This is a genomic window from Acetanaerobacterium elongatum (assembly GCF_900103835.1).
Lineage (GTDB): Bacteria > Bacillota > Clostridia > Oscillospirales > Ruminococcaceae > Acetanaerobacterium > Acetanaerobacterium elongatum.
Genome location: NZ_FNID01000001.1, coordinates 88,760 through 105,552, shown reverse-complemented (window position 1 = coordinate 105,552; position 16,793 = coordinate 88,760). Strand labels below are relative to the sequence as shown.

Below are 16,793 nucleotides of genomic sequence, written 5' to 3'. Positions count from 1 at the left end.
TAAATGGCGGTGGGTTTAATTCCTGCCGCCACTTTTATTTTACGGCTGTATTTACACGGGATACGAGATATTATGCCTCAATAACCTTAAATACATAGGGGAGTTATAGTAATGGATTTGATGAGTTTGGTTTCCGCCGTAGGCGCTTCCATTCCGCAGGGGGTTCTGTGGGGGATAATGTGCCTGGGGGTTTACATCACCTTTAAGGTACTGGATTTTGCCGACATGACGGTAGACGGCAGCTTTGCACTGGGCGGTTCGGTGAGTGCGGTTTTGATTGTAAACGGAGCACCGCCGCTGTTTACCGTATTGGTTGCAACGCTTGCGGGCATGCTTGCGGGGGTTATAACCGGCGTATTGAACACCAAGCTGAAGATTCCGGCTATCCTTGCCGGCATCCTGCCTATGATTGCCTTGTATTCCATCAACATTCGTATTATGGATAAATCCAATATTCCGCTGCTGGGTGAGGATACCGTAATGACACAATTAAGCAAGCTGCTGCCGCTTTCGCAGAATATAAGCTCACTGGTGGTGGGCGTGGTGTTCTGTGTTGGTTTGATGGCGTTTTTATACTGGTTTTTCGGCACCGAGTTGGGCAGCGCCATCCGTGCTACCGGCAACAACGAGCAGATGGTGCGCGCGCTGGGCGCAAATACCGATATGATGAAGATTTTCGGCCTGCTTATCGGCAACGGATTAGTTGCTATGTCCGGCGCTCTGGTTTCGCAAAGTCAGGGCTTTGCCGATGTAAGCATGGGTGTTGGTACCATCGTTATCGGCCTTGCTTCGGTAATCATCGGCGAGGTAATCTTCGGCAGGCGCTTCTCCTTCCTGTACAAGCTGTTCTCGGTGGTAATGGGCTCTATTATCTACCGTATGGTTATTGCCGTTGTGCTGTGGCTTGGCATGAAGTCTACCGACCTGAAGCTGCTTACCGCTGTTATTGTGGCGGCGGCGCTTTCCATACCCGTTATAAAAGACAGCCTGCTTAAGCCCAACAAAATTAAGAAGGCAGCATAACACCGCCTTGAATTATGTAAACCAAGAAAAGAGGAAACACCATGCTTCAGATAACCGGTGTAAGCAAAACCTTTAATGCCGGCACCATCAACGAAAAGAAAGCCTTGATTGATATAAACCTCACCCTCCTGCCCGGCGACTTTGTAACCGTTATCGGCGGTAACGGCGCGGGCAAGTCTACCCTGCTGAACATGGTATCGGGGGTATATACCTGCGATACAGGCTCGATTGTATTGGACGGTGAGAACATCACCTTTCAGCCGGAGCACAAGCGCGCCAAGATGCTCGGGCGTGTGTTCCAAGACCCGATGCGCGGCACCGCTGCGGATATGGAGATCATCGAAAACCTTGCGCTGGCCTACCGCCGGGGCAAACGCCGGGGGTTAAGCTGGGGTATCACCAAGCCCGAACGTGAAATTTATCACGAGCGTTTAAAGCTGCTGGAGCTGGGGCTGGAAACCCGCATGAACTCTAAGGTTGGCCTGCTTTCGGGCGGCCAGCGTCAGGCGCTTACGCTGCTGATGGCTACCCTGCAAAAGCCGAAGCTGCTGCTTTTAGACGAGCACACCGCGGCGCTTGACCCGAAAACCGCCAAGCAGGTACTGCACCTCACCCGCGATTTTATTGAAAAGGACGGCCTCACCACCCTGATGGTAACCCACAACATGAAGGACGCCATCAAGTACGGCAACCGCCTGATTATGATGCACGAGGGCCGCATTGTGTACGAGGTTTCGGGCGAGGAGAAAAAAAGCCTGCAGGTGGAAGACCTGCTTAAGAAGTTTGGAACGGTAAGCGGTAACGAGTTTGCCAACGACCGTATGCTGCTTTCATAACGGGATTAAACAAACCGCCGCAGGAGCGATTGCCCCTGCGGCGGTTTTATGATAAAGTATTGTTATAAGCTAGAAAAAGGTAAAAGGAGTGTTGCTCTATGGCAGTAGATATGAATAAAGCAAAGGAAACCATTAAAAAGAACGGCAGGATTGTGGGCGAGTTTAAGGAGTTTATCTCCCGCGGCAATGTGGTGGATATGGCCGTCGGCATTATCGTCGGCAGCGCGTTCACCGCCATTGTGAATTCACTGGTGAACGACATCCTCATGCCGGTGATCGGCTATTTTATCAGCGGGATTAAATTCTCCGATATGTCCTACGCGCTGCCCGTCATCAACGGCGGTAAAGCTGTGCTGATTAACTACGGCATGTTCCTGCAAAAGATTGTGGACTTTTTGCTCATTGCGCTGGTGGTGTTCTTCATGGTGAAGCTGTTAAACCGCCTGCGCCGCAAGAAGGAGGAAAAGCCCGCCGAGCCGCCGAAGCCCGTTTTAACCAAAGAGGCGGAGCTGCTCACCGAAATTCGCGACCTGCTGAAAAAGGGATAAAATGTTGTCGCTAAACGGATGATTATATAACATACTGTAGATTTATAAGAAATAAGTCCTTTGCGTATGGATAAATCCCTGCCGCATAGTGACGTTTTATTACAGGATTATGTCCTCAAATTTGGCCCCGATAAAGCCGCAAAGGGCCTCGGGGTTCAGCTCCATCTGCATGCCGATCTTCCCGCCGCTTAACGTAAAGGTATCTAGCAGGATTGCGTCCTCATGGATGACGGTGGGGTATAGCTTTTTCATGCCCACAGGGCTGCACCCGCCTCGGATATAGCCGGTCACCTTGTTAATATCCTTTACGGGTATCATCTCCACCGCCTTTTCACCCGCGGCACGGGCGGCCTTTTTCAGGTCAAGCTCCTCGTTTACCGGCAGCACAAATACAAAATAGCCGCCGCCCTTCCCCTGCGTAACAAGGGTTTTATACACCTGCGATGCATCCTTGCCCAGCTTGTGGGCCACCGAAACGCCGTCGATGGCATCGCCGGGCTCGTAGGTATGTATTTGGTATTCAATGCCCGCGCTGTCAAGCATGCGCATGGCGTTTGTTTTTGCAATGTCACTCATCTTATCTCATTCTCCTTACCTGCACTGCTATTCTACACCAACAGGCGCGGGTAATGCAACCGGGAGCAGTGAGACCTTTCGTAAGGTTTTTGTGGTGTTGAAGACGGTAGTATGTTATAATATGGTCAGTGCCCTGCCAGAACTGAGCGGCAGGGCAGTTTTTATATATCTTATCAAACAGACATTTTGTTCGTATACAGTTAGCAAAGAAAGGGCATGGCGCTATTATGTCTTACAAACAGGAGTTTTTCGATATCTATACCCAGAATATCACCCGCGAGGGCTCGGCAGAGCTGTTAAAGTGGCTGGAAACCACCGACTTTTTTACCGCCCCCGCCAGCACCAAATACCACTGTGCCTGTGAGAACGGGCTGGTTCAGCACAGTGTAAGCGTGTATAAGGTGATGATGGAAAAGCATTTTTGCGAGGAGACCGACAACCGCGAAAGCTTTGCCCTCTGCGGTCTTTTGCACGACCTGTGCAAGGCGCAGTTTTATAAAACCGCCACCCGCAACGTTAAGAACGAAAAAGGGCAGTGGGAGCCGGTGAATTACTACACCATCGAGGATATCTTCCCCTACGGTCACGGCGAGAAATCGGTGTTCTTAATCGAACGCTTTGTGCGTTTAAAGCCCGCCGAGGCGATGGCAATCCGCTGGCATATGGGCGGCTTTGACGAATCGGTAAAGGGCGGCAGCTTTGGCGTAAGCGGCGCGTATGAAAAATACCCGCTGGCGGTAAAGCTTCATCTGGCCGACCTTGAATCCACCTACCTGCGGGAGCAGGGCACCTCGACTGTGCGCAGATAATAAGCGTGCACAGAAAAGGCTGCTGGCGCTTACTAGGTTTTTCTTTTGACGGCAAGAGTTACGACTTTAAAGAATCCGAAAGGCTGGAAGTTATCTGATGAGAGGTATCACACTACCGGAGGATGTCATCACCATTGAACAGACCTGTTCTATGCTGATGATATCGCAGGCCACCGCGCGCAACTGGGTAAAAAACGGCAAGCTCAAGCCAGTAAAAACCCCGGTTCGCAAGCTCTGCTTTGCCAAAAAGGATGTCGAACGCCTGCTGCTGAGCATTCAAAGCGGCGAGAGCGAGAGCCTAACGCGGCGACGCAACAAAACCAAGCATACCGGAAATGTTGTTCCGGCGGGGTATGTGGCGCAGAAGGAGTATACCGATGCCGCCAAGCGTATTGTTGCAAGCATTGATACATTGGGCGGCGGCGAGCGGCTGATGCGGTTGATATTAGCCGAATACTCGATGAAGCTGCTGGCGGGCAGAGGGCTTATCAAGGGCGGGGTACCGGTGTATCTTGAGGAATACCTGAAGAATAGAGAATTCCTTGCACAGTACCGCTGCCTGATTACCGATATGCTGCCGGAGGATTGTACTGCTTCAGACATTAAGCATGCGCTGCCCGCATTGACGGAAGAGATTGAATACATAAAGGATGAGGACTTTCTCGGCCTTTTATATATGTCTATCAGCAGTATCGCCAAGCGCAAAACCGAAGGGGTGTATTACACCCCCAAGCGTATAGCCGAGGACTGCGCAGCCTATCTGTTAAAAACCGGCACGCTAGAGGGCAGGCGTATTTTAGATCCCTGCTGCGGTACAGGAAATTTTATTGTAAATATCTTTCATATGCTGCACGCGCGGAACAAGGCGGTAAACAGTGAGCAACTGATTGCCGCAAACCTGTTTGCGGCGGATATAGACCCTATCAGCATCTGCCTTGCGCGCGTCAACCTTACCCTTGCGGCGCGGCTGGGGGATTCAAAGGTTTTATACACAAACCTAAAGGTGACAGACAGCCTGTTTGATTTTGAGGATGATTCCTTCGACGTGATTATCTCCAACCCCCCGTGGGGCAGCGCCTACGAGAAGGAATATGAAAACAAGGTACGAGAGCGGTATGCCCATGCGAACCTGTGCTATGTGGAATCGTTTGCAGTTTTTCTGCTCAAGGCTATTCAAACCTGCAAAGCGGGCGGTACGGTGTGTTATGTGCTGCCGCAGTCGTTCTTGAACGTAATGGCGCACGACCGCCTGCGCGGCTTTGTGGTAAAAAACTGTGACATCATAAAGGTGAAGTATTGGCGCAATATCTTTGATAAGGTTTATGCCCCTACCATCACCATTACGCTGCGCAAGGGCAAGGCCGACAGCCCTCAGGCCATCGAGGTGGAAAACGGCGGTGCGCCCTATACCGTATCGCCCCTGCGCCTGCAGCATTCAAGCATCTTCAACTTTTCGGTGGAGGATGAGGCTAACAACCTGATTGTGAAGCTGGATAAAAAGCAGGATGTGGTGCGGCTGCTCAACCATGCCGACTTCGCCCTTGGTATCGTTACAGGCGATAACCGCTCCTTTTTAAAAGACCGCCGCTATAAAGAGATGGAGCCGGTGCTGCGCGGTACCGACATCTACGCCTATACCTACAGCAAGCCCGAAAAATATCTGCGGTTTGACCCGAAGCGCTTTCAGCAGGTTGCGCCCGAGCATTTTTACCGTGCCCCTGAAAAGCTTATCTATAAGTTTGTATCGTCCTCACTCTGCTTTGCCTACGACGATAAGCAGACATTATCGCTTAACAGCTGCAATATTCTGATACCGCGGTTTGAGAACATCCCCATCAAGTATGTTCTGGCGGTACTTAACAGCTCGGCGGCGCACTTCTACTTCACCAACAAATTTCAGTCGGTGAAGGTGCTGCGCAGCCATATCGAGGATATCCCCATCCCGCTGGCGGCGGAAGCGACCTACCGCAAGGCCTGCCAGCTGGTAGACGAGGTAATCGCCGCCCCCAACGCCGAGCTGCGGTTATTGCTGATCGAGCAGATCGACACCCTGATCATGGACGCGTTTGAGCTTACCCCCGCCGAGCGCCGCCTTGTAAAAGCACACGCGCAGAGGCTGCCGGAACCGGTGGAAGGGAAATGCTAAAAAGCTTTGGATAATCCATAAATTAACAAGAGCCTGCAAAAGCAGGCTCAATTCATTTTAAGACGAGCGATAAAGGTTTAGAAAGCTTCCTGATTATATCGACTGGAAAGTGATATAATGAATCTGTAAATAGCAGGCCTGTAAAGTGTAGTCTTTGTTTGAAGGGGGATTGCTCTTATGCCGATAGCAGGCGCCTTTATCGTGCCGCACCCGCCGATTATCCTGCCTGAGGTGGGGCGCGGCGAAGAGGGAAAGATTCAAAAAACCGTTGATGCCTACCGCGAGGTCGCGCGCAGAATTTCACAGTTAAAGCCGGATACGATTGTACTAACCTCGCCGCATATCGCCATGTATGCCGATTATTTTCACATCTCGCCCGGGGAGAAGGCAAAGGGCGACCTGCGCCAGTTCGGCGTTTCGGGTGTGAGCGCAGAAGCTCAGTACGACAGCGAATTTGTACGGGTATTGGCGCAAGCGGCGGAAGAGACGGGGCTTGCGGCCGGAACGCTCGGCGAGCGGGAAAAGCACCTCGACCATGGCACCGTCATCCCTTTAAGGTTCATTGACGAGGTGCTGGATGGTTATAAGCTGGTTCGCATCGGCCTTTCGGGGTTGCCGGTTACCGACCATTATCGCCTTGGCAGGTTGATTGCGCAGACAGCCGAGCGGCTGAACCGCCGGGTGGTGTTTGTTGCGAGCGGCGACCTTTCCCATAAGCTGAAGGAGGACGGCCCCTATGGCTTTGCGGTGGAAGGCCCCGAGTTTGACCGTCAGATCACAGACATGATGGTAAACGGTGACTTTCTGCGCATGATGAATCTTCCCCCCAATTTTTGTGATGCTGCCGCCGAGTGCGGGCTGCGCTCCTTCATTATTATGGCGGGGGCGCTCGATGGCAAAGCGGTAACGCCAAAGCTGCTCTCGTATGAGGGGCCGTTCGGGGTTGGGTATGCGGTATGCGCCTTTTCGGTAACGGGGCAGGATGACAGCCGCCGCTTTGACAAAATCTATGAAGAGGAACTTCTGCAAAGGCTGGGCGATATAAAGGGTAAAGAAGACCCGTATGTGCGGCTGGCCCGGTTATCACTTGAAACCTATATTAAAACCGGCAGGCGCGCCGTGCTGCCCGAGAATCTGCCGGACGAAATGCTCAACCACAGGGCCGGAACCTTTGTTTCACTGAAAAAGTACGGTGAGCTGCGCGGATGCATCGGTACCATCGAGCCGACGACGGAAAGTGTGGCAGAGGAGATTCTGCAAAACGCCGTAAGCGCCGGTACGCAGGACCCACGTTTTTCTCCGGTAACCGAAGCGGAGCTGCCCTACCTTGTTTACAGCGTGGATGTTCTGGCAGAGCCCGAGCCGATTGAGTCCATTGCGCAGCTGGATGTGAAGCGTTACGGCGTGATTGTGCTAAGCGGGCACAAAAGCGGCCTGCTGCTGCCGAACCTTGAAGGGGTGGATACCCCCGGGCAGCAGGTAGATATCGCCATGCGGAAGGCGGGTATACGAAGCGGAGAAGCGGTTACGCTCCAGCGGTTTGAGGTGGTGCGGCACCTATGAAGGTACAGTGTGAAATCTGCCCCCATTATTGCACGATTGAGGAGGGTCACACAGGGCTTTGCCGTGCGCGCAAAAATGAGGGCGGCAGAATCATCTGCAAAAACTACGGGCAGATTACAAGCATTTCTCTAGACCCTATTGAAAAGAAGCCGCTCATGCGGTTTTACCCGGGCAGTAAAATCCTTTCGGTAGGAAGCTACGGCTGCAACCTGCGCTGCCCGTTTTGCCAGAACTATCAGATTTCCATGGCGGGCGGGGAAGAGGTTGATACCTTAAAAGCCTCCCCACAGATGCTTGTTGAAAAAGCGCTAAAGCTTATCCCAAACGGAAATATCGGTTTAGCCTACACTTACAACGAGCCTATGGTGGGCTATGAGTTCGTGCTGGATTGTTCCAAGCTGGCGCGAAAGCATAATCTAAAAAACGTTATCGTGACAAACGGCTTTATCAATGCAGAACCGCTAAAAGAACTTCTGCCTTTCACAGACGCGATGAACATCGACCTCAAGGGCTTCTCGGAACGTTTTTACAAGCTGGTGGGCGGCAAGCTGGAAACGGTAAAACAAACAATTGAAGTTGCGGCGAGCCGGTGCCATGTAGAGGTGACCACCCTGATTATCCCCAATGAAAACGACAGTGAGCGGGAGATGACGGCGCTTTCACGGTGGCTGGCCTCAATCAGCCCCGATATACCGCTGCATGTCTCACGCTTTTTCCCGCGCTACAAAATGGCCGACCGCGGCCCCACACCGGTTGAAACGGTTTACCGGCTGGCCGAAACGGCACATAACAACCTGAAGTATGTTTATGTGGGAAACTGTTAATCAGAATAAAACTAACAAAACCTGCGGGATGAAACAGTAATATGCTGCTTAATCCCGCAGGTTTTGTTTAAGGGCTTTATAATAACCCTGATGCAGTTATTCTGTTTCTTTTCAAAGATTCCGTTTGCGTGTATGCCCTCTTTCGGAGAAAGTCTGTAAATAGATATGACACAGTTGCTTTAACGAGTCCTTTCCTGATATTTGCCCAAAAATTAAAAAAATATTGTTTTATATGTAGAATTTGGTATAATTGTTTTGAATCTATATATGTTTGAACTTTCAACTTATATCAATATTCTACCAATCCGACAAAAATCTTTCTAAGCAGCAACGTTTTTTATGTGATGAAATGGACGATTATCTTTTGGGGAGGTAAATGTATGAAAAATTCCGTACATACTAACAAACTTCTGGCGTTGGTTATTTCATTGGCTATGCTGCTTACAACAATTTCACCTGTGTACGCGTTGGATCCACCCGAAGCACCCGACGGGGGCACGGGTATCATTTCTGTTATACAGGGCAGCAGTGAGTCGGGTATTGGTATATCCGGCGATTTAACCGGAAAAAGTGTTATCTGGGCGGTAACCCAAGGAGCAAGTGATTTTTATTCTCAATCAGCGGCTAACGATAAAATCAGCCTAGAGTTATCTGAAACGCCAATTACTTCCACCACAACCATCACCGTTGTGGTTGGCAGCGCAGTACCCGTTGGCATATATGATATTACAGCTGCGGCCACTGATATGAATAACAATATGCCTATGATCGTTGCGCAAATAAAAGTTGTGGCTCCTGCTATAAACACATTCGCTGTTATAGAAGGAATTAGGCTAACTTATGTTTTAGGCCAGAAGCTTGGAAATTTCGGCGTTAATGTTTCTGCAGCTTCAGGCTCTGTTGTACCCAGCGGTTCAGTCATTGTAACCTATACAAAACCGGGTGAATCGGCAGCCACTTTGGGCCCAAATGAAGTCGGTTCAAACAGTTATGCGGATTTCGCCACAGACCAGATAACCTTTGACAAAACAGGCGAATACACTTTCTGTGCAAGCTTTACGCCTGCAGATCCCACTAAATTCAACGCCAGCATAAGCGCAGTTGTTAAAACCACGGTAAGCGCACCAGCTATAACCAGCGCAAGTGTTACCGAGATTAGCCCTGATAGAATAAGCTTCAGCGATAAAGCGAAGTTCAACCAGGCCAATGTAACTGTTTCCGGAACATTTAAAGACAACTTACTTACAACCACTATTAGAGCCAATGCCCCGCTCGAGAAGTTTACATTAGCAGACAGCAAAATGAGTGGTCTTGGAGACCAGCAGTGGATTGGTCTGTTGGTTATTACCGATGCAGATGTGAACAAGCTCTATTATGGTGAATCCGAGCTTAGCATGCAGCCTCTTGGTGAATCGGATATTTCTGAGGCCCAGAGGCTTGGCTTACCGGGGTTAAAAACTTTTGTGTTCTGGACAAAGGCTTCCGATTATACCAAAGACAACAACTATACCATTTCTCGCTTCATCAAGAATCGAGCAAATGGTACGCCAGTAGAGTTGAAATTTACTTTTATACCCTTTGACGCGCCGAAGATTGGTAGCGTTTCAGTCGCCGTGTCTGGTTGGATCAGCGAAAACAAGAAAAGTGAAAATAATCAAACTCGTGTAACCATTAAATCCTCTAATTTTGAAGCCAACACGGCCTCAATCGCTATTACCAGCTTCGGCCCACTCGAGACGTTTACGCTCACTGACAGCAAACAGAAGGATTTTGGAGATCAACAGTGGGTCGGCCTGCTGGTTACCACTAATGTGTATGTAAAACAGCTCTATTATGGCGATTCCGTGAGCACCATGCAGCCGCTCGGGGCATCGGACATTACAGAGGCTATGAGTTTGGGTGCAACCGATACCAAAACCTTTGTGTTCTGGACAAAGGCTGCTGATTACGAAGGCGGCAAAACCGTTACCCGTTACATTAGTAACAGCAAGGACGGCGAGCTAGTAACACTGAATTTCACCTATGAGTTTGTTGCATACAAGGTTACCAACGTAAAGGCTACAAATGCAGATCCGAGTGTTAGTACAGCGGACTATCAGTTTAATCAAAAGGCCATCAGCATTCAGACCTCCGAAGTTGTAAACAGAGAAGCAAGTATCAGCATTGCCGCAATAAAGCCCTTGAAAGAATATTTTGCTTCCCGGACTAGCAGCAGAGGCAGATGGTTTGGAATATTGCTCAGTACCGCTTCCAATAAAGCTGATTATACGATAACCGACCTGCTTTATGATGAGAAACAGTTTACGACTAATGAAATCGTCACCGCTCGTGTTTTCGGTGCGGCAGATGACGACAGCAGGACTGTCCTTCTGTGGCTGAAAGCCGAGGATTTCAAGAATGGAGCCATCACCAATACAATCAAGGTTGGCGAGTTTGGCGAAGAATTGAAGCTACACTTCAGCTTTACCGACTTTGTTCCCGGTGTAGTCGGCCCGGTAAGCGTTATGAAGGCGAATCCAGATGCCGTGGCGGGTGAATCGCAGCAAAGTTATAAGAATAATCAGGATGCGGTTACCATATCCTGCTCCTCTGTATCGGAGAATAGCATAGATATCAAGATAAAAACCAATTCCAATAAGCGCTTACTGGATTACAATTTCTTCGATGAAAGTCAAGGTACCGGCAAATGGGTTGGTATTCTTGTTACAACCAGTGTCCCCCTTACCGACCTTTACTATGGTAAATCTGAAACTTCAATGGACGTTCTTGGAGCATCAAACATTACTAAAGCCAGAGCTTTCGGCGCAAAGGATGACAACACCTTCATTCTTTGGGTGAAGGCAAGAGACCTTTTAGACGGCCAGACCCACTACATCAAGAACGGAGAATTCGGCACTGTAGTTGCGTTGAACCTGCTATACAATTCGCCGGTGCTAAGCAATGTATCGGTTGCCGTTGCTCCTGCCGAAAGAATGAACAAGGCTGAGAGCAGGCACAACCAGTCGATACTTTCTGTTTGGAATACCGCAATGAGTGCCGACAACGGTGTGAACACCTATATTACCGCTAACGGCGATTTACAGAAGTTCGATTGTGGTAATAATCAGGGAACAAAAAAGTGGATTGGTCTGCTTATTACCACTGATGCCGATGTTACCGACCTGTATTACAGCACTGAAAATAGCACCGGGTATATGGCCAGGCTGGGGCAGTCTGATATTATAAACGCCCAAAACGCCGGTGCAACAGGCAATAAAACCTTTCTATTATGGCTGAATGACAGCTATTCGGCTGTTTGTTATATCCGTGACGGCAAATACGGCGAAACCCTGAAGCTTAGCTTTGAACTTACAAACAACACCATCTCCGTCAGCTACTTAAATAAGGTGTATGTTGGCGGTAAAGAAACCATAACAGTAAAAACCCATGCCAATGACTTCGGTTCAAAGGTAAGGTTTACCGCCACGGCTGGCAGCAATAAAATCGGTGATTACATTGCTATGCCGGCCACCACCACTATACCTTTAGTAAGCGTATACGACACAGTCTCGCTGGCCTATACCGCCAAGAAGGTTGGGGACATTACCATTACCGCCGAGATTGTGGATGCGGATGGAAAGTCCCTGTCGCCCGCGGTCAAGGAAGAGATGAAGGTTACTATCCAGGAGGCCGACGTTGTTACCGGCATAACCCTTAACGGTGGCGACTTTACGCTTGAAAAAGGCGCAGATAAAAAAGGCAATGCGGTTATTGGTTCCAGCGAAATCAGAGCAACGGTTGCAACCAGTAACGACAATCCCGATTTCAAGGCCGTAACCTGGAAATCCAGCAACGAGAAGGTTGCAAAGGTAGAAAAAGGCGTTGTAACAGCGGTTGGTGCAGGCAATGCAACCATTACCGCTACCACCGTCACCAAGGATGCCAGCGGAAAGCAGCGTTCAGCGTCTGTAAAGGTTACTGTAAAGCAGTATCTTACCGGTGCATCCCTCTCAATTGCTGCCGCAACCGTGGGCGAGAGCTATATTCTTGTAAACGGCAGCCCGAAGCTTGGCGCATTTGCACCAGTTTTAAAGGCTGAAAACGCCCCGGCAAGCAGCCTTGTTATCAGCTATAGTTCCGATAATGAAGGTATAGCTAAATACGACGAGAATACCCGTAAGATTACTGCCATAGGTCATGGTGATGCCACAATCACCGCGACAGTAAAAATGGTTGAAGGCAAAGACAAGCATGCTGTTAAACCCGCGAACCCAAACATAGCAACAGAATTCGGAGCTCCGATTAATGTCAGTGTATATGGCAGCGGGGTAACGGATATCAAACTTATCAACGCAGACTCACCCACCTTCAGAAATAGACCGCTCAATAATAGCACTATTGCGCTCAATAACAATCAAGCAAATACCTTCACAATTGGTGCAGCAGTTAACAAGGGTGCTTTCCAAAAGGTTGCGTTCTCCTACAGCGGCTCAAACAGCATCTTTGTAAAGGATAACGGCTACAATACCGCTACCGTAACGGTGCTTGATTCTGCCAGCGGAACCGGTACCATTACCGCAACCGCACTTGATGGCAGCGGCGCAAAAGCCAGTGTGAAGGTATCCCTTGGTGAAACGGTATCGGGAATTGAAATAATTGCTAACGGTGGGGTGAAAAAAGAAATACAGCTGGCTGCAGGTAAAACGGCAAAGCTTTCCGCTATTGTTACCCCTCAAAATGCCGCCAATAAGGCGCTGAAATGGGTTTCCTCCAACGAGAAATACGTTACTGTAGATCAAAAGGGTGTAATCACAGCCAAACAGACTACAATAGGCGCTAGTGGGGAACTTGGCGGAGACGAATATGCCTTAATAGAAGCTTACGCTACAGACGGCAGTAACCGATCTGCTAAATTTATTGTTAAAGTGTTTGAACCCGCTGCCGATGTGACTATTTCTGCGGTACCTGCCGCAGGCAAGAATGACACTGTAGCCGTCCAACTGGGTGATTCCGCTATAATTGAATTAACTCCGATGGTTTCACCAAAAACTGCTTCGCCAATAGTAACATGGAAATCTTCTAACGAGAAGATTGCAATAGTCAATCCTATTGATGGCAGCCCCAAAGGCAAAGTAACGGTAAAGGCTGCAGGAACAGTAACCATTACAGCTGCCACAATCGACGGCACCAACAAGACCGACACCATCAAGATCAATGTAACCCAGATGGCATATGATATTAAGATTGCTCCGCAGGCAGGCGCGGAATTTGACGGGAAAACTGTACTTGCCAAGGTTGGTACAACCATAAAGCCGGCTGTAATCTTCAATGATGGTGACAGAGCAAAGGCTCCGAAGGATTCAAGCTATGAACTTGTGCTGGGCGATTCACAAAAGGCTGAAAAAGCTCCGACTGGTATCTCGCTGAGCAAAGACAAGAAATCCATTACGGTTGAAACCGAAACGCCTGACCCCTATTTTACCGTTTGGGCAAAGGGCAGCGGCATAGATTGCAAAGAGAGCGCACTCACCTATAAGGTTGTAGGCAAACAGGGTGAGTTGACCGCAGTTAAAATCGTTGTTCCAGAATCCGTGAAAGCATATGACAATAAAACGTTCATCCTTCTCTCCGGCAAGTCCGTTCCGCTTTCAACAAAGCTCAATGAAGGCGACTCCAAGCCGAGCGGTGTAACCTATTCTTGGAAAGCTTACGAGGCAGATGAAGAAGGCAATTACGTTATCGGAACATCCGAGATTCAAGGAGTTGTTGATGCTGCTAAGGGCGTTGTGAAGAGCGCAAATGTAAGCAAAGGTGGCAAGTGCATCGCAGTAGTGGTTACTGCTACCCAAGGCAAGGACAACAAAAAAACGGGTGCTGTTTTGTTCAAGGTATATAACCCCATCAGGAATATGTCGATTTCCAAGCCCGATAAGAACACGACGCTGGCCATCGGTGCGAGTGTTGTTGCAACTTGGGGCCCCAAAGATCTAGGTGCATTCAACAAAGTCGAATGGACATCCTCTAACCCGATGGTAGCTTCTATTAAAGAAGATGGGGAAACCATTTTTATTAAGGCTCATAGCGCCGGCACCACGACAATCAAGTTAACCGCACTCGATGGCAGCGGCGTTGTAGCAAAAACGGATGTGAAGGTTAGCAAGAAGACCAATGCACCGGTGGCAAAGCTTAAGCTGAACTACTCAAAGATTGCTCTCAAGCCCGGAGAGTCGTTGGATGTTACTGCCGAACTCTCTGCCAAAAGGGCCGGAGACAAAATCGATGATAACGGCGTGGTTTGGACACTTTCCTCTGTTAAGAGTAAGGATATTGCATACTTCCTTGATGAAGACAAAAACCCGACATTGCAGACCGTAATGGAGAACGGTAAAACCCCCTGTGCGATTAAGGTTTACGCTGGTAAAGACAGCGGCACAGTAAAGCTGACCGCCCTTGCCAGAGACGGCAGCGGGGTAAAAGATACGCTGGATGTTGTGGTGGGCAATGACGCAAAGGTTACATCGATTAATCTCAGCGTTCCGATGTATACCCCTACCATTAGTTCGATGGATGATTTTGAAAATGGTAAAGCAATTCTTCTAGCCGGCAGAAGCTTAAAGATTAACGTACAGATTAATCCCGCAAACGCCGCCAATAAAACGTTGGATTATAGCGTTGAAGGTGTAGACGGCGTTACCATTGACAAAAATGGTGTCTTAAAAGCGGATGCGAAAAAGGTTACTGCCGCAGAATTCGTTACTGTAACGGCCAAGGCTACTGATGGTTTTAATGTGGTTAGCCGCATATTTGTATACGTTAAGCCGTTGCGTGCGCTTCACTTTAACCCCGCACAGCTTACCGCAAAACCCGGTAGTTCTTATCTGATTAATACTGATAACTTCGGGCTTACTGAGGTGAAGTGGATATCCTCCAACCCGGCAGTTGCCTCTCTTGAATTACCTATTACCGTTGGCAATCAATCAAATAAATTGTTTATTTCCCCCAACATTGGCAATGCAAAGTCGGTAACCATTAAAGGCTATGCCACCGACGGCAGCGGCAATGTTGCCACGTTGGTTGTACTGCTCGGTACGCCTGTAAACAAAATCATCCTAAGTGATACCAGCAAGAATCCAACAGTATTGGAACACATTAAAGAATATGGAACCCCCAAAATCTTGCTGCAGGGAAAGAGTATGCAGTTCACCGCAAAGGTTGAACCGGCAGAGGCGTGCAACAAGACGGTCAAGTATTTATTATATAGTACCGAATATGATTGTGAGCTAGAGGGCGTTACCATCAATGAGAAGACTGGCCTGCTTACGGCAGACGTGCCAACCGCCAAGAACCCGGATGTCTTCAGCGGTGTTGTTAAGGTCGTTGCAGTGTCAACCGACGGTAGTAGTATTGAGAGCAATCCTGCCTATGTGTATATCGCGCCGGCAACCACTTCCGTATCAGTCACCCCTGCTACACTAACTGCCCAGCCGAATAATTTCTACACGCTGACTGCTAAAGCTATTGGTGCCGGTAAATACTCGGGAATTATCCTGTGGAAGTCTTCCAACCCCGCAGTTGCGAGGCTGAACAATACTTTGACAATGCATGAGGATGATCAGGTAGAGCTTGCGATTGTCAAGGATCCGGGTAACGTGAAGAGTGTTACCATTACGGCTACCGCAATGGTCGGTACGAACAAGCCTGCAATTATTACCGTAAATATTGGCACAAAGGTTGTTACGAAGGTTACCATTAATAAGCCTGAAAAGACTGTGCTTTACAATGGCCAAAACCTTAAGCTTACCGCGGTAACCACACCCGATAAGCCTGATACTGATGGCGTTTACTGGAGAATTGTAAAGAGCGACGATCCGAACATTACCGTTAACGCCTCCGGTATACTTACTGTTCCTAAGTGTGTCAAAAACGGGTTGGTTACTGTAAAAGCAGAAGCTAAGGACGGCAACGGTGCATCTGATGAGCTCACATTTGAAGTTAAGCAATACGCCACCGGCATTACGATTCAAAACGGTGGTGTCAATGTTACTAATTCTATACCAATTCAGAATGTAGAAGGCTCTAAAATTCAGATAACTGCAAATGTAACCGGCCCTAGCGGCTTTGAACCCGATAATAAGAACGTTACCTGGTCAATCAGCAAGGCTGATGCTAAGTATGCGACGGTTACGGATGGTTTAGTAGAATTAACCGAAGCCGGCGCTAAAGCGAAGCCAGGGACAACCTTTAAAGTTATTGCGACAACGATAGACGGCTCTAATAAGAGCGCTGCCGTAAAGTTCACCATTGTAAAACAACCCGAGTAAGCTCAAATCTACGTTTCTTATATCTTTTAGAACCCAATACAGAAGGCCGACATCATTTGCAAATGTCGGCCTTCTGTATTGGGTATATTCTAATTTAGTGGGATTAATACTGATGCTCTTTCGGATGCTATTATGCCCGGAGAAGTTCCTATAGTAAGGTTTATCCTC

Annotated in this window: 9 protein-coding genes; 8 read left to right on the top strand and 1 reads right to left on the bottom strand. The window is 48.8% G+C overall.

The window, feature by feature from the left end; all coding sequences use genetic code 11:
* Positions 1 to 111: 111 nt before the first annotated feature.
* From BLR50_RS00470 to mscL, 3 genes are all read left to right on the top strand, one after another.
* Complete coding sequence (locus BLR50_RS00470) at positions 112 to 1,023, top strand: ABC transporter permease (RefSeq protein WP_341465389.1); 912 nt, start codon at positions 112 to 114, stop codon at positions 1,021 to 1,023.
* A 41-nt stretch (positions 1,024 to 1,064) separates the two neighbouring features.
* Positions 1,065 to 1,859: an ABC transporter ATP-binding protein gene (locus tag BLR50_RS00465; RefSeq protein WP_092637377.1), complete on the top strand. Its 795-nt coding sequence runs from the start codon at positions 1,065 to 1,067 to the stop codon at positions 1,857 to 1,859.
* 98 nt (positions 1,860 to 1,957) lie between these two features.
* Positions 1,958 to 2,407 (top strand): large-conductance mechanosensitive channel protein MscL, encoded by a 450-nt coding sequence (mscL, locus tag BLR50_RS00460; protein WP_278277973.1) that lies wholly within the window; start codon positions 1,958 to 1,960, stop codon positions 2,405 to 2,407.
* A gap of 99 nt (positions 2,408 to 2,506) precedes the next feature.
* Here the strand turns inward: mscL and ybaK are convergent, their stop codons facing one another.
* On the bottom strand, positions 2,507 to 2,983 hold the full coding sequence (gene ybaK / locus BLR50_RS00455) for a Cys-tRNA(Pro) deacylase (protein WP_092637375.1): 477 nt from the start codon (positions 2,981 to 2,983) through the stop codon (positions 2,507 to 2,509).
* 227 nt (positions 2,984 to 3,210) lie between these two features.
* On the opposite strand from ybaK, the gene BLR50_RS00450 reads away from it, so the two are divergent.
* The 5 genes from BLR50_RS00450 (at position 3,211) to BLR50_RS00430 (ending at position 16,625) form a co-directional block, all read left to right on the top strand.
* The gene (locus BLR50_RS00450) at positions 3,211 to 3,792 is read left to right on the top strand and encodes a hydrolase (protein ID WP_092637373.1); all 582 of its coding nucleotides are present in this window, start codon (positions 3,211 to 3,213) and stop codon (positions 3,790 to 3,792) included.
* Positions 3,793 to 3,889: 97 nt separating this feature from the next.
* The gene (locus tag BLR50_RS00445; RefSeq protein WP_092637371.1) at positions 3,890 to 5,938 is read left to right on the top strand and encodes a TaqI-like C-terminal specificity domain-containing protein; all 2,049 of its coding nucleotides are present in this window, start codon (positions 3,890 to 3,892) and stop codon (positions 5,936 to 5,938) included.
* 177 nt (positions 5,939 to 6,115) lie between these two features.
* Positions 6,116 to 7,501, top strand: coding sequence for an AmmeMemoRadiSam system protein A (gene amrA, locus BLR50_RS00440; protein ID WP_092637369.1), 1,386 nt, complete (start codon positions 6,116 to 6,118; stop codon positions 7,499 to 7,501).
* Positions 7,498 to 8,325, top strand: a complete 828-nt coding sequence (amrS, locus tag BLR50_RS00435) for an AmmeMemoRadiSam system radical SAM enzyme (RefSeq protein ID WP_092637367.1) — start codon at positions 7,498 to 7,500, stop codon at positions 8,323 to 8,325. Before amrA ends, amrS begins: the two co-directional genes overlap by 4 nt.
* Before the next feature lie 380 nt (positions 8,326 to 8,705).
* Positions 8,706 to 16,625 (top strand): Ig-like domain-containing protein, encoded by a 7,920-nt coding sequence (locus BLR50_RS00430; protein ID WP_162840257.1) that lies wholly within the window; start codon positions 8,706 to 8,708, stop codon positions 16,623 to 16,625.
* The last annotated feature ends 168 nt before the right edge of the window (positions 16,626 to 16,793 follow it).